The organism is Methanofollis ethanolicus, from assembly GCF_001571385.1.
GTDB lineage: Archaea > Halobacteriota > Methanomicrobia > Methanomicrobiales > Methanofollaceae > Methanofollis > Methanofollis ethanolicus.
The window spans coordinates 1,268,020-1,282,171 of record NZ_BCNW01000001.1; the positions used below are offsets into that span (position 1 = coordinate 1,268,020).

General features: G+C 60.0%; 15 protein-coding genes and 3 tRNA genes. 9 read left to right on the forward strand and 9 right to left on the reverse strand.

Annotated features, from left to right (window positions below):
- Positions 1-113: 113 nt before the first annotated feature.
- Positions 114-1,403, reverse strand: coding sequence for an amidohydrolase family protein (locus tag MEFOE_RS06250; protein WP_067049822.1), 1,290 nt, complete (start codon positions 1,401-1,403; stop codon positions 114-116).
- 2 nt (positions 1,404-1,405) lie between these two features.
- Complete coding sequence (locus tag MEFOE_RS06255; RefSeq protein WP_067049825.1) at positions 1,406-2,083, reverse strand: MTAP family purine nucleoside phosphorylase; 678 nt, start codon at positions 2,081-2,083, stop codon at positions 1,406-1,408.
- A gap of 112 nt (positions 2,084-2,195) precedes the next feature.
- On the opposite strand from MEFOE_RS06255, the gene MEFOE_RS06260 reads away from it, so the two are divergent.
- Together MEFOE_RS06260 and MEFOE_RS06265 are read left to right on the forward strand one after the other, a co-directional pair.
- Positions 2,196-3,326 carry a nicotinate phosphoribosyltransferase gene (locus MEFOE_RS06260; RefSeq protein WP_067049828.1) on the forward strand — a complete coding sequence of 377 codons (1,131 nt, stop codon included), beginning with the start codon at positions 2,196-2,198 and terminating at the stop codon, positions 3,324-3,326.
- 62 nt (positions 3,327-3,388) lie between these two features.
- Positions 3,389-3,460 (forward strand) — tRNA-Ala (locus MEFOE_RS06265).
- A 200-nt stretch (positions 3,461-3,660) separates the two neighbouring features.
- Here the strand turns inward: MEFOE_RS06265 and MEFOE_RS06270 are convergent.
- Both MEFOE_RS06270 and MEFOE_RS06275 read right to left on the reverse strand, forming a co-directional pair.
- A complete protein-coding gene (locus MEFOE_RS06270; RefSeq protein ID WP_067049831.1) occupies positions 3,661-5,151 on the reverse strand; it encodes a PH domain-containing protein in 1,491 nt (496 codons plus the stop codon).
- A 184-nt stretch (positions 5,152-5,335) separates the two neighbouring features.
- Positions 5,336-5,935 (reverse strand): PH domain-containing protein, encoded by a 600-nt coding sequence (locus MEFOE_RS06275; protein WP_067049834.1) that lies wholly within the window; start codon positions 5,933-5,935, stop codon positions 5,336-5,338.
- A gap of 179 nt (positions 5,936-6,114) precedes the next feature.
- On the opposite strand from MEFOE_RS06275, the gene MEFOE_RS06280 reads away from it, so the two are divergent.
- The 4 genes from MEFOE_RS06280 (at position 6,115) to MEFOE_RS06295 (ending at position 9,288) form a co-directional block, all read left to right on the forward strand.
- Positions 6,115-6,186: transfer RNA gene (locus MEFOE_RS06280), tRNA-Ala, on the forward strand.
- A 286-nt stretch (positions 6,187-6,472) separates the two neighbouring features.
- Entirely contained in the window at positions 6,473-6,952 is a 480-nt protein-coding gene (locus tag MEFOE_RS06285; protein WP_067049837.1) for an ester cyclase, read from the forward strand.
- A 521-nt stretch (positions 6,953-7,473) separates the two neighbouring features.
- Entirely contained in the window at positions 7,474-8,103 is a 630-nt protein-coding gene (locus tag MEFOE_RS06290) for a DUF47 domain-containing protein (protein ID WP_067049840.1), read from the forward strand.
- A gap of 9 nt (positions 8,104-8,112) precedes the next feature.
- Positions 8,113-9,288, forward strand: a complete 1,176-nt coding sequence (locus MEFOE_RS06295) for an inorganic phosphate transporter (protein ID WP_067049843.1) — start codon at positions 8,113-8,115, stop codon at positions 9,286-9,288.
- Here the strand turns inward: MEFOE_RS06295 and MEFOE_RS06300 are convergent.
- The 3 genes from MEFOE_RS06300 to pyrH form a co-directional block, all read right to left on the reverse strand.
- On the reverse strand, positions 9,258-9,902 hold the full coding sequence (locus MEFOE_RS06300; protein ID WP_235809576.1) for an endonuclease III domain-containing protein: 645 nt from the start codon (positions 9,900-9,902) through the stop codon (positions 9,258-9,260). The two genes, MEFOE_RS06295 and MEFOE_RS06300, sit on opposite strands and share 31 nt — an antisense overlap.
- Before the next feature lie 26 nt (positions 9,903-9,928).
- Positions 9,929-10,003, reverse strand: a tRNA-Pro gene (locus MEFOE_RS06305).
- 54 nt (positions 10,004-10,057) lie between these two features.
- Positions 10,058-10,762, reverse strand: coding sequence for a UMP kinase (gene pyrH, locus MEFOE_RS06310; protein ID WP_067049849.1), 705 nt, complete (start codon positions 10,760-10,762; stop codon positions 10,058-10,060).
- A 105-nt stretch (positions 10,763-10,867) separates the two neighbouring features.
- Here pyrH and amrS point away from each other — a divergent pair, with 105 nt between their 5' ends.
- Positions 10,868-11,878: an AmmeMemoRadiSam system radical SAM enzyme gene (gene amrS / locus MEFOE_RS06315; RefSeq protein WP_067049852.1), complete on the forward strand. Its 1,011-nt coding sequence runs from the start codon at positions 10,868-10,870 to the stop codon at positions 11,876-11,878.
- On the forward strand, positions 11,862-12,368 hold the full coding sequence (locus MEFOE_RS06320) for a Mut7-C RNAse domain-containing protein (RefSeq protein WP_268872615.1): 507 nt from the start codon (positions 11,862-11,864) through the stop codon (positions 12,366-12,368). The genes amrS and MEFOE_RS06320 overlap by 17 nt, the downstream gene beginning before the upstream one ends.
- On the opposite strand, the gene MEFOE_RS06325 is transcribed toward MEFOE_RS06320, so the two are convergent.
- Both MEFOE_RS06325 and MEFOE_RS06330 read right to left on the reverse strand, forming a co-directional pair.
- Positions 12,355-12,789 carry a hypothetical protein gene (locus MEFOE_RS06325; RefSeq protein ID WP_067049858.1) on the reverse strand — a complete coding sequence of 145 codons (435 nt, stop codon included), beginning with the start codon at positions 12,787-12,789 and terminating at the stop codon, positions 12,355-12,357. The two genes, MEFOE_RS06320 and MEFOE_RS06325, sit on opposite strands and share 14 nt — an antisense overlap.
- Positions 12,790-12,822: 33 nt before the next feature.
- Positions 12,823-13,488, reverse strand: a complete 666-nt coding sequence (locus MEFOE_RS06330) for a flavodoxin family protein (protein ID WP_067049861.1) — start codon at positions 13,486-13,488, stop codon at positions 12,823-12,825.
- Between the two features lie 214 nt (positions 13,489-13,702).
- Here MEFOE_RS06330 and MEFOE_RS13335 point away from each other — a divergent pair, with 214 nt between their 5' ends.
- The gene (locus MEFOE_RS13335) at positions 13,703-13,879 is read left to right on the forward strand and encodes a CxxC-x17-CxxC domain-containing protein (protein ID WP_083523494.1); all 177 of its coding nucleotides are present in this window, start codon (positions 13,703-13,705) and stop codon (positions 13,877-13,879) included.
- Positions 13,880-14,152: the final 273 nt, after the last annotated feature.

The following is a 14,152-nucleotide window of genomic DNA, read 5'->3' on the forward strand; positions in this document are numbered from 1 at the left end:
ATTCCTCTGTTTAGATTGTGGGGACGGTGGGGGTCGGCATCCTGCCCGGCAATATATCCCCAGCAGTGGAGATCGAAACAGGCCTTCAGCCCCCACCCCCCCCGAAAAAAAGATTATTCTTCGGCCTGCTTCCGGGCGATCAGCCCTTCTGCCGCCTTCTGCGCACCATTGATGATCTCGGCCTCGCCGGGGATGCGGTGGTCCTCCATGAGCACCCGGCCGTTGCAGAGCACCGTCGTCACCGCGGCGCCGGAGCAGGCATAGACCGCATTCGAGACAGGGTTGTACAGGGGAGTGTTGGAAACCGCACGACGGTCGAGGAGGATGAGGTCTGCCGGCGCGCCCTCGGCGATGACGCCGCCTTCGAAGCCCATGGCCGCGGCGCCGTTTGCCGTCGCCATCTGGAAGGCCTCGGATGCCGGGAGGAGGGTCTGCGAGTTCCAGTAGAACTTCTGGAGCAGGGCGGCGAATTTCATCTCCTCGAACATGTCGAGGTTGTTGTTCGAGGCGCAGCCGTCTGTGCCCAGGCAGACCCCGGCGCCCCGTGCCTTCAGCCACTCGTACGGCATAGCACGGTGGACGGCAAGCTTCATGTTGCTCGTCGGGTTGTGGGAGGCGAAGACGCCGCGGTCGCCAAGAAGGGTACAGTCGTCGGAGTCGAGCCAGCAGCAGTGGGCCGCGACCGTGCGGGGTGTCAGGCAGCCGCACCGGTCTAGCAAGGCCGCCGGGCGCATGCCGGTCTTCTCGACACAGTCATGCACCTCCTGCTCGGTCTCGGCAAGGTGGACGTGGAGACCGACGTTCTGCTGCCGGGAGAACTCAGCGCACCAGTGCAGTCCCTCCTCGGAGACAGTGTACACCGAATGAGGGCCGACGGCCGCCCTGATCCGCAGGTTGTTCATCCCCTTGATCCGGTCGATGAGTTTCTCCGTCGCGTGGATCTCCTTCTCTCTCTTCTCCTCGTCGAAGAGGTCGATGAACCCATATGAAAGCTGGGCCTTCATGCCCATCTCGTCCACGGCGCGGGCCGCTTCCTCCATGAAGAAGTACATGTCATTGAAGCCGACAGTCCCCGACCGGATCATCTCCAGGCAGGCGAGCTTCGTTCCCCAGTACACGTCATCAGCTGTCAGGTGCGCCTCAAGGGGCCAGATCTTCTCGGACAGCCACTGCTGGAGGGGCATGTCGTCGGCATAGCCGCGCAGCAGGGTCATCGCCGCATGAGTGTGGGTGTTGTACAGCCCTGGCAGGGCGACCGCACCGCCGCCGTCGACGATCCTGTCGGCATCACCGCCGGCCTTCTCCCCGATCGCGGCGAAACGCCCGTTTTCGACCCTGATATTCACCCGCGTTCCGTTCAGCTCAACATCCCTGATGAGCACGCTTCTCTCAGTACCAGTCATAATCAGTCACTTCCACAAACCCGCACAATCGATTCGACCAGATCCTCGGTCCTGTGCGCGTATTTCTTCGAGGTGGCGAGGATGTGTTCGTAGGTCAGCACCTCGTCAGATAATCCATTCGCATAGTTGTCCACGGTGCAGACAGCGGCGACCGGGATGCCGAGTTCTCGTGCCAGGGTCGCCTCGCTTGCGACCGTCATGCCGACGACGTCGGCGACCTTTGCAAGGCCGCGCACCTCCGCCACTGTCTCGATCCGCGGCCCCCGCGTCTGGGCGTACACTCCGCCGACCTGTGCCGTGGGAATGGCCTCCGAAAGTTTCCGGACAAGGCCCTCGTCGAGGGCAGGCATCACATGCTCGATGGCATGATCATGGAAGGACGGGATATCGGTGAGGCTGAGGTAGTCTGTCGGAATAACCACTGTCCCGGGCGGGATCTCCGCCTTCAGGGAACCGACCGAGCCGAAAGAGACGATCCTGTCCACGCCGGAGAGTGCAAGAGCCGCGGCCTCTGCCCGGTAGTTGATCCGGTGCGGCGGCCTCCCCCCCTGGTGGCGGAGCATGATGGCGATATCCCCTGCCATCACCTCTGCCGGGCCATATGGTGTCCAGACAGTCCTTTTTTCGAGTCTCGGGAGGTTGCAGTAGAGAAGACTGGTGCCGCCGATGATCCCGAGCATCACTGTCCCCTCCGCCCTGTGTGCATGCCTGCCATCATGTATAGAGGGATCCCTGAGGAGTAAAACCCATCTTTTTACCCTTGTCCTGCCATACGCTGATGCCGGGATAGAGATGAGCAGATTCCATATCGTCGATGACGACACGATTGCCCGGGGGGAGTGCACGGACATCTACTTCGCCAGGTGCGAGGAGGTTCTTGCAAAGGAGGGGAAGAATCCGCTGGTGACGATGGAGGTCACAACCGTCGGGATGCCGTACGACCGGGGGGTCTTCTGCGGCCTTGACGATGCCGTCGCCCTCCTCGAAGGGGTGCCGGTGGACGTCGAAGCCATGCCTGAGGGGAGTGTGTTTCTCCCGCGCGAACCGGTGATGCGGATCACCGGGCGGTACCGCGACTTCGGGCGGTACGAGACGGCCCTCCTCGGCTTCCTCTGTCACGCCTCGGGGATCGCCACCGCCGCCGCCCATGTCAAGGAAGCGGCGGGTGACTGTAAGGTCTATTCCTTCGGGTCGCGCCGGCAGCACCCGGCGATCGCACAGATGATCGAGCGCTCGGCCTGGATAGGCGGTGTCGACGGCGTCTCGAACACCACGGCGCCGGAGGGGATGCCGATCGTCGGGACAATGCCGCACGCCTTCGTGATGTGCCATGCCACGCCCGAAGAGGCATGGACCGCCTTCGACCGTCACTCGGCCCTGGATGTGCCGCGCCTGATGCTCTGCGACACCTTCGGCGACGAGAAGGAGGAGTGCCTGAAGGCGGCAGAACTCGGGTTTACCGGGGCGGTCCGCCTGGACACGCCGCGGTCGCGCCGGGGGAACATGCGTGCGATCCTCGAAGAGGTGCGCTGGGAACTCGACAGTCACGGCCACGAGGACGTCGGCATCTTCCTCTCCGGTGGGGTCACCCGGGAGGACATCCGCGCCTACCGCGACCTGGTGGACGCCTTCGGCGTCGGCGGGGCGATCGCCAATGCGCCGGTGATCGACTTCTCCCTGGACATTGTCGAGATCGAGGGGAAGAGTTGCGCGAAACGCGGGAAGTGGAGCGGGGTCAAGCAGGTCTACCTCCTCCCCGGCGGCGCCAGGGTGATCCTGCCGACGGGTGCGCACGCACCCGAAGGGGCGGTACCGCTCCTCAAACCGGTCATGCGGCACGGGCAAGCGGTCGGGCACACAGACATGGCGAAGGCCCGGGCGCGCGTCCTCGCAGATCTTGCTGAGAGGGCACAATCCGCATGAGCAGCGGGGGCCCCGGCCCAAATCCATTTATCTGATGGCATTCAATATCGTAGGGTAGCATCGGGCCGATAGATCAGGGGAAGATCGCTTCCTTGGCATGGAAGAGGCCGCGGGTTCAATTCCCGCTCGGTCCACTCGCTTTTAAAAAGAACACCATTGTGGGATTCATCGTTGGAATGCATTTCTGGGTCCGGACATTTATCCGTTTCACGCGCCCTTGCGCGGTAATGTTTCGGTAATTCGGGTAAAAAAGAAAAAGAGTCCTCTTCCCCCATGTCCGGACACGGATTTCCGCCCGCAGGCACTCATTGGGGGGAGGAGGCTTACGGTCAGGTCAGACACTGTTCAGCCGGTAATCATACCTTCCGCTGGCGATACGGTCCATCACGATCTCGTTTAGCCTGTTGAGGTGGCCCTCGGGAAAATACCCTGAAGTGATGCTCGAACTCCCGGTAGAAGAGAGCATATACACGCTCCCCCGGGAGACACCGAACACTCTGGCGATCGGGCCCTTTGCGATCCAGACCATCTGCACCTTATCGTAGTTCATGACCGCGGTCTCGCGGTCGACGGCGCCGTTCACGAACGTGAAGAGGTTTTCACCGGCGTCAAACTCCGTGACCCTGAAGGAGACGTGCGCGGCATAGAGTGTCGCAAGGACTGCCAGCGCCGTACCCAGGGGCAGCATGCACTGCACGACCACGCCCGGGATGCCGGTGATCCCGGAGAGGGCGGCGGCCTCGCGGGAGACGTAGAGTGATGGGATGCACATCACCGCCGCCAGCACCAGGGCCGCGACGACCGCCCGTATCTGGAGCACACTCTTTGCGCCTTCCGGCTGTCTCTCTGGATCGCGTTCATAGACGAACTCCGGCACCAGTTCCCGGAAGACCCTCTGCTGGGTCGCATCGTCTTTGAGCAGGCAGAGGACAGGGCGCGAACTGTCGTCACTCTCCGAGGCCAGTCCCACCACCTCGGCTTCGATACACGACCGCCCCAGAATCCTGGCGGCGAGCGTGCTCTTGACGCGGACGGCGTTGATCCGTGAGACACTGAAAGAGGTCCTGTAGGTCCTGATCAGACCATGCTGGAGATAGACCGTGTCGCCCCGGCGGTAGACCTTGTAGTTGTAGTACCGGAACATCAGCGAGACCGATGGCATGATCTGGACTGTGATGAACATCACGAGAGAGACCATCGCCCCCGCACCCAACTCGACCTCAGTTACCATGGAGAGGTAGAGTTCAAAGACCGAGTAGGCCAGGAACATCGAGCCCAGTATGGTCTGGTAGGTCGAGACGCTGAAGAGTCCATGTATAATTACGTCCAGCGGAGTGAACGTTGCCAGGGACTCGATCGTCTCCTCCTCGTCCGGGGAGATCGCATGGTCGTAGAGGCGCTGCGACATCTCGGACCTCAGCCTCTCAGCCACGTCCTGCCTGAACGTCAGGACTGCTTCCGGGGTCGTGGCGCTGGCCCCGGAGTTGATGTTGATCAGCACCTTCGATGTCCCAAACACCCTGTTTGCGATGTCCCGGTTCACGTTGACCGATGCCATCTTTGTGTAGGGGAGGGTCTTTTTCATCTGAAAGAGGGTGTCCCTCTCGACCACGACATCTGTCTCATTAAACTGGATGGTCGTCCTCTTCCACTGCCTGGAGTAGAAGAGCAGGAGGGCGATAGGAGAGAGCGCGAGTATACCCCGGACGGCGGTGCTGTCGATCCATGCACCGAGGAAAATCAGCAAGATCACTATTGAGAAGAACGTCCTGGCCGAATTTTCCACGATAATGCTGGGGTGACACCTGAATTTTTCGCCGGCCATGCTCCTTTCCTCTGAACACGGAGGTGCCTGTGGGACGGCGCGTTCCTCATCCGCGTCGGGGAAGTCCTTTTCGCACTGCCGACCGTTGGCGGTCTGGTCGATAGAGGATGATTCCGCGTCTGTTGCGGTCGGGTGTAGCCCGTTTTGATTCTCCACTCTATTTTCCTCCAGATCTGCTCTCCACTCACTCATCCGCAGGCCCGGCGGTGGCGGTAGCGGCTGGGGCCGTTTTGATCCTGTCCAGGAGCATGCGACCGATCAGTTTGTTGAGCAGGTCTGCGACCTTCTCCGCCTCCTCGATCTCCAGGTATTCGATGGTCGCATCCCCGCCTGCGGTGGTGATGGTGACATCCGCAAGACCGAGCATGGTGTTGATCGGGCCGCGGGAGACTTCCACCTGGTGCACCCGTTCGATCGGCACCAGGATGTGCCGTATCACGAGGACTCCGCAGCGGACATCCACTCTGTCCTCGGTGATCTGGTACCTGTACCGGGCGTAGTAGACCGGCGGGGCCGCCGCGCTATAGACCAGGGCGATCGCCAGGACCGCCAGAGCGGCGTATTGAACTAGACCGTAGTACGAGCCCAGGAATTCCTGCGAAAAGGTCGTCAGGAGGAGATAACCCGCCAGGAGTACGGCGTATGAGATGGCATGCCCGATGTACATCGAGACCATGCACTTCCGGTTCAGCCTTCTGTAGACCTCGCCTCCTGCACCGGTCTCATGGACGGGTTCCTCTTCATCAACCGCAGGGTGCCCTCGAAAAGGGCCGGAAATCGGCATAGGTAGAGTTTTTCATTGTGCGCAATTGAAGGTATGGTCGGGAGGGGGTGGGCACCGGACAGGGATGATGCGCGGGACCGCGTGCTCTCCCGCCTCCAGGACTGTATGAGGGAGGGTTAGGGGAGTAGCCTGGCCCAATCTTTATTATGGGATCACGTTCAACAATATGAGGTAGCACTGGGCCGATAGATCAGGGGAAGATCGCTTCCTTGGCATGGAAGAGGCCGCGGGTTCAATTCCCGCTCGGTCCATCTCTGTTTTTGTGAAAATAACTATTGCAGATCGAATCTGGAATAGTCTCTCGTGTTAATGCATCGAGGAATCTGCTGATATTGCCGACGCGGTTTTTCAAGTGGTCGTGGACTTCCGGGGAGACGGCGATGTGCAGGCGTCGCCGGATGCGGGTTTTTGAGGCAGATCTCAAGTTCGAAAAGGTGAGAGAGCGAAGGAGCATGGCCGGCGGACGGAAAAAATAGACGCTCGAAAAGACGGCACCTTTTAAATAGGAAATAAATATTCAAGGAGAGGCAATGTTCCATGTCGTCGGAAGAGAATAAGGCGCTTGTCCGAAGGTTTATCGATGCCTATAATACGCGAAATCTGGATCTGTTCGAGGATCTGGTGGCACTGGATTATATCGACCACACTCATCAGCAGCGAGGTCTGGAAAGTTTCAGACAACTTTTTCAACTCGCCTTCGAAGGTTTCCCTGACTGGTATGAGAAGATCGAAGATATGATTGCCGAAGGGGACAGGGTATGGGTCTGTGTGAGAGTTACCGGGACCCATACGGGCAAATGGAATCTGTTCGGCGTCACATTGCCTCCTACCGGCAACAGGGTAACAATGCAGATGGTGTTCATCTGGCGGATCGCGAACGGCAAACTTGCAGAGGGATGGGAAGTCGATAGCGATCTGGATTTCCTCAGACAACTGGGTGTGATCCAATACACGGAAAAAGGAAAGGAACTCTTTCCAGAGGACGTCGGTTCTATAGAGAACGCTGTTGGGCAATAGTCTCTTAAAGACAACTGGTTGAAGAGATATCTCCAGTTTACACAAGGTTCCTCCAGTCCACATCCCTCTTCACGCATGTCGCCGATGTACGCCACAGTCCTGAGCCCGATCTGGCCCTCCATCTCCTGCTCCCCGATGGTCGCGAGGAGGCCGTAGGCACTCAGGTTTTCAAGGCCATTTTCGGTCACACGGTCAGGGAGATGTCACCCCGGAGGGGTCGTGCTACCTCAAGAATACTGTTCATGACATTTTTTCTCCCGATCGCTGAGAATATCGGGACTTCAGGCCTAAAACGGGTTTATGACGGAAAAATTCCAGTGCCAGCGCATACTGCGTGGCACCGCGTACCCCCGCCGCGGCTGAGGCGCCCTGCGGCACCGGCCCGGATGGTAATGATTCGTGTTTTACCGCATGATAAACCCGGGAAAGCCAGGAACATACCCCGCGTCTTGCACCGCCGACATCCCCCTACAGAAGGATGGTTTTTTGCCAGAAGGCAACTGATAGAAGATGGGTGTATTGTGGGTCTAAAGGAATGGATTGTGCCACAGGACAAGGCATTTTTCGACCTGTTCGAGAAACTGGCAGATACAGTCAATGATGGGGCGCTGCTCCTCAACGCGCTCGTCAACAACTACGTCGACGTGCAGAACCAGTGCCACAAGATGAAGCAGATCGAACACAAAGGCGACGAGATTGCGCACCAGGTCTACGAGCAACTCAACCTCACCTTCATCACCCCCCTGGAACCCGAGGAGATCTCGCGGCTCGCCACCGCCCTCGACGACATCCTCGACTACATCGACGGGACGACGCAGCAGATGTACGGTTACGGCGTCACCGAGGCCGACGATGTCATGAAAGAACTGGCGCGGCTCATTCTCCTCTCAACACAGGAGGTCCAGACGGCGGTACGGCTGATCCGGAAGATGGACGACCCCCGCACCGTCGAGAAGCACTGCATCGAGATCAACCGGCTTGAGAACCTTGCCGACGTCGTGCTCGGGAACGCGATCAAGGACCTCTTCGCCACCAACGACGCCATCACGATCATCAAACTCAAGGATATCTACGAGAACCTTGAGGTCGCCACCGACAAGTGCGAGGACGTGGCGAACGTACTCTCAGACATCGCAATCAGACATTCCTGAAGAGTGATCATGGAAGTCGTCATAATTCTCGGCATCATGCTGGCCCTGATGTTCAACTTCGTCAACGGCCTCAATGATGCCGCAAACTCCATAGCCACGGTCGTGGCGACCAAGGTGCTCTCCCCCTTCAAGGCCGTGCTCCTTGCGTCATTTTTCAATCTTGTTGGTCCGCTCCTCTTCACGACCGCGATCGCACAGACGATCGGGCGGGGCATCGTCGATCCCGCCGTTTTCACTCCTCATCTGATCCTCATGGCCCTGATCGGAGCGGTGCTCTGGGTCTTCGGGTGTTCATATTTCGGGATCCCGGTATCGAGCAGTCACGCCCTGATCGGCGGCATCCTCGGCGCCGCAACGGCGCGGGCAGGGATCGAGTCGATCCTCTGGCCATCGGAGATGCTCTTCGTCGAACTGGTCGTCATGGTCGTGATCGGGGCGATCGGCGGTATGGCGGCCGCAGTTTATCTTGCCCTCGCCACCGGCGAGGCATGGAACCGGTACCTGGCTATCGGCGCCCTCTCCGGCATCACCATCCTGATCCCGATTCTGGTGGCCACAGGCCTCCTCCCCATCTCCGGGATCGTCAGCGTCGTTGTCTTCATGGTTGTCTCCCCGATGCTCGGGTTCATGGTCGCCTATGCCTTCGGCGTCGTCATCATCAGGCGCCTCGCTCATTCAAACCCGCTCATCCTCAACCATGGCTTTAAGAAGCTCCAGATCGTGGCCGCGGCCTTCCAGTCGATAGGTCACGGAAGCAACGACGCCCAGAACGCGATGGGCATCATCACGGCGATGCTCGTTGCCGGGGGTATCCTCACCGAGTTCGCCGTCCCCCTCTGGGTCATCCTCATCTCCTGCACCGCGATCTCCCTCGGCACCCTCCTTGGCGGGTGGCGGGTTGTGGACATGATGGCAAACAAGATCACGCGGATGCGCCCGTACCAGGGTTTCTGCGCATCGACTGCGGGAGGGGCGGTCCTCTCCCTCGTCACCGCCTTCGGTGTCCCGGTCTCCACAACCCATGCAATGAGCGGGGCGATCATGGGCGTCGGGGCGACGAAGGGTTACTCGGCCGTGAAGTGGGGGATTGTGCGAGACATCGTGGCCGCCTGGGTCATGACCGTCCCGGCCTCTGCGGCGGTCGCCTGGGGATGTTATGTCGTTGTCGATATCTTCTTCCCCTGACCCTCATTTTTGAAGAACCGGCACCAGGGGACGAGCGGACAGACGTCGCAGCGCGGCCTGCCCGCAATGCAGACCGCACGCCCGTGCTGGACAAACAGGGCATTGACCTCGCCCCAGACTTCCTGCGGGAAGAGCGCGGTCAGGTCTTTTTCAATTTTTTCCGGGTCGCTCTCGTCGGTGAGGCCGAGAAGACGGGAGATCCGGCGCACATGGGTATCCACCGCGATCCCCTTGTCAATGCCGAAGGCATTGGAGAGGACGATGTTCGCCGTCTTTTTCCCGACGCCGGGGAGGGAGAGGAGGCCGTCGAGGGTCGCCGGCACCTCGCCCCCGAAGGTGTCGGTGATCTGCCGGGCGGCGCCGATGATGTGGCGTGCCTTCACCCGGTAAAAACCGGTCGGCCTCACGATGGCGGCGACCTCCGCCTCGTCCGCGGCGGCAAGGGCGGCGGGCGTCGGATACCGGGCGAGGAGGAGGGGGCGCACCGCCTCGACCGAGCGGTCGGTGGTCTGGGCCGAGAGGATTGTCAGGACAAGCACTTCAAAGGGATCGCCGTAACTGATCCCGTTCTCGATTGTCGGAGGATAGCGCCCGCGGAGGGCATGATATATCAAACAAGCACGTGATCGGTCCATAAAAGTGGGGTAGGGCAGATTCGAACTGCCGTCAAAGCGTCCCAAACGCTCTAGGATGGACCAGGCTACCCTACTACCCCGGATGCAGGAAATACTATCGGCGTCTTTCCTAAAATAATTATGGTGGTGGGGGATTAGAAGGGAAACAGGGTGCATGCGGTGTCGCTGACGACGGTACCCGTAAAGGTGCCCTCGCAGACCGCTTCGGAAAGGTTTTCCGGCCTCCTGCCGTCGATGACGACAAGGGGGATCCCGCAGCGCTCGATGATCTTGGCGGCCACGATATCGATGACCGTGTTCGACCCGGCGTCCAGGCGGGCTGCCGAGATGATCTCGAGGAGTTCCTGCGGGGTCATCCGGTCGTACCGGCGTGCGTGGGCGTCCTTCTTCGGGTCGGCACTGTAGATGCCGTCGACGGACGTGCCGTTGATGACCACGTCGGCACTCACCGTCTCGGCAAGCACGGCAGAGACCGCATCGGTTGTCTGACCGGGGGTAACGCCACCCATGACCACGATCTTGCCAGACTCGGCAAAGACTCTGGCCTCCTGATAGGAGGTGGCAACCGCGGGGTATGCGGCGTCACCGAGAGCATACATCAGGAGAGAGGCATTGATCCGGGTGATCATGATCCCGATCTCGTCCGATGCAGCCTCGTTGATGCCGAGGGTGCGCGTGACCCTGATATAGCGCCGGGCTTCGCCTCCGCCGCCGACCACGACAAACACCTGACTGCGGGAGGCCATTTTCTTCAATACCTCGACGTACCGGGAGATAGTATGAGATTCGAGGGAGGGCACCAGTATCGAACCTCCCAGGGAGAGCACGATCTTCGTCATGGTGATCTAACCTTATATGTTTAGGAATTACGCCCATATATCTTGTTGAGATCGGTCGCCCGGAGGCCCATACCTTTTAATGGAGGAAAACTCCCATGCGGGGGCATGCATGAGGCGCACCAATACGCACGGGTCGAGGGGGACACAGTCAGATGTTCACTCTGCGCTCATCGCTGTACGATCGCCGCGGGCAAACATGGAATCTGCGGGGTGCGGGTCAACGAGGGCGGCACCCTGTATGCGGCAAATTATGGCCTGGTCGCCGCAGAGGCGGTGGACCCGATCGAGAAAAAGCCGCTCTTCCACTTCCTGCCCGGTACCCTCTCGTACTCCCTCGGCGGTGTCGGTTGCAATTTTAGGTGCCAGCACTGCCAGAACTGGCACATCTCGCAGGCGTCCCTCGCCGACCTCCGGCTGATGGAGATCCCGCCCGCGACCGGGGTGGAGAGGGCGCTCGCTTCGGCGTCCGCGAGCATTGCCTGGACATACAACGAACCGACGATCTGGCACGAGTACGCCCTGGACATGGGAACACAGGCGCGGGCGCGCGGCCTTGGCACGGTCTATGTCACGAACGGCTACATCACGGAGGAGGCGCTCGACGAACTTGCGCCGATGCTCAATGCCTTCAGGGTGGACATCAAGGCCTTCACCGAGGATTTCTACAAGAAAGTCTGCCGGGCAAAACTCCAGCCCGTGCTCGACGCCGCACTCGCCGCCCGCGAGCATGGGATGCACATCGAGACGGTGACTCTCGTTATCCCCGGCCTCAATGACTCGGAAGACGAGATGAAGGCCCTGATCACCTGGGTCCTCGACAACCTGGGGCCAGACACGCCGATGCACTTCACCAGGTTTCACCCTGATTACAAGATGCGCGACCTGGAGGCGACGCCCTTCAGGACTCTTGAGCGGATCTACAGGCAGGCAAAGGACCTCGGCGTGCGCTACCCGTACCTCGGCAATGTCCCGCCCGGGCCGTACGAGAACACGTACTGTCCCTCTTGCGGGGCGCTGCTCATCGAGAGGGCCGGTTTTTCGAGCAGGTTCGTCGACCTCGACGGGGACCGGTGCGGCCGGTGCGGGGAGAGGATCCCGGTTGTCAGGTCGGTCTGAGGGGAAGCGGCCCCGCTTCCTCGCCGACAGGATGCTCGGCGTGCTGACACGGCACCTGCGGTTGATGGGGTACGACACCCTCTCGGCGAACGCCCTCACGCCGGGAAACCCGCGAGAGGACACGGTGCTCCTTGCCATCGCCGAGACTGACGGGCGGATCCTCCTGACGCGGGACGCCGAACTGGCGCGCCGGGCAGGGGGGCGGGGTGTGTACATCAGGTCGGCAGACGTCATGGAGCAGGAGAGGCAACTCGTGGACAGGGGCCTGATCAGGCAGGAGTTCACCTTCGACCGCTGTTCGGTCTGCAACACGCCCCTCCGTCCGGCGCAGAAAAAGGAGGTACTCGGTGCGGCCTATGCGCCACGAAAGCCGGAAGGGCTTTCTTTTTTCTGGTGCCCGATCTGTCGGCGCCTCTACTGGGAGGGGTCGCACACGGCGAGGATGCGGCGAGAGGTCGGGAAAAAAGAGGAGAGTTCTAGGCCTGGTTGAAGAGGACTTCGGTTTCGACGTGGTACTCACGGTCAGATTTCCCGGTCAGGCGCACGTCATAGATCTTCGTATCGCCAGGGACAAAACGCTCGATGGCAATGTTTTTTGTGTCGTTGACTGTGTTGAGTTCTGTGTCGACGAGCGTGACCACGACCACGACGCCGGTGGCCTCGACTGTGCCCGGGCTGGTGGCCCGTACTCGCGCCAGATAGGAAAAGGGTTTGTCGACACTATATTGCGGGGTGAGGCCGAGCACGCCGACAGTTATCGCGGGCTGATCGTCGCCTGTCTGCGGGAGGGCCGCGGTAACCACAGGCGTCACATCGGGCGTTACTACCGGCGATGACGTACACCCTGCCGCGAACGCGGCCAGTGCAAGGGCGATGAGAAGGAGGACGGGGAGGATACGCATGGTACACATATCCTGCCCGAGGTCACTTAAACACTACGATATTTAATTCCTGTCCTGTGCAACCCAATGATCATACTGGTGCTTCCAGACATCTTTGTTGGCGAAGACCAGTGCTTTCATCCCTGCCGCCATCTCGGCGTGGAGTGCCTCCTGTTCAGGGTACGTGCGGCAGTCCGTGATCGCCGCGGCAAGGTTCTTCCCGAGCGCAAAGGCCTCTTTCTCGGTAGCGGCAAAGGCCTCAGGGCCTGCGACCATCACCGCGGCCACCGCGCCGACCGTGTCGGCCCCGAGGATCTGGAGGACGTGGTTCAGGTACGTCGCAATATCGTCGGCACCGGCCCCCCCGGCGGTCGCAACGGCGCACCCATACTTCCCGGCAAAGAACTGGCAGTGGACGGCGTCGGCCATCCGGTCGAAGACCGCCTTCATCTGCGCGGAGACGTTGTCGATATAGTTTGGCGAACCGAAGACTATCCCGTCGGCTTCGAGCATCTTTTCGTAGAGGGCTGCAAAGTCGTCCTGCTTCGGGCACTCGCCCGTCTGATAGCAGAGGGTGCATGCACTGCATGGCCTGATCCTGAGGGCTGCGGCGTCGATGAACTCGATCTCTGCCCCGGCCTCTCGCGCACCGCAGAGCACGGCATCGACAAGGCGTCCGGTCATGCTCTCCTGCCCGCGAGGGCTCCCATTGATTCCCAGTATTTTCATACTTCTCTCAGCAAAAGATCGTACCCGAAGCCCTTGAGCATTTCGCATGTACGGTGCCGGATTTTATCTGCCTGCCACTATTATGAATTGGTCAATGTTATGAGACATATTTTGGGATTCCACACTCAGTTACATAATTTGAGAACGATGCATGGATATTTATACTGCCGGCCCTAACATATGCATGCAGCGTCAAAACTGCATAGGTAACATAATGTACGGCAACAGAGTAGGTGGCCCGAGGGACAACTTCTCCCGCGGTCCCCGTGAGATGTTCAAGGCAGTCTGTTCAGACTGCGGTAAGGAATGCGAAGTACCCTTCAAGCCGACTGAAGGAAGACCTGTGTACTGCCGGGATTGCCTCCCCAAGCACAGAAAGCCCAGATTCTAAACATTTTAAACATTTTTTCCTTTCATTTTTTCTGCATCGTCCACCGCCATCGTCAGGATCGTTTGTATCGTCAGGTGCCTGTTCTGGATCACAGTCTAGGAGTCCACGCTATCTCCCTCATGGCCCCGGCAATCCGGCGCCACACCTCCGAAAGGTCATTATATCATATCGTCCCATTTTAAAGGCAGTTCTTCTCCCTTGATAGGATTGAGCCCATTTAAACGCCCGCCCGCCTCCCGAATGACCCGGTTCCGATCATGATGGCAATCTCCG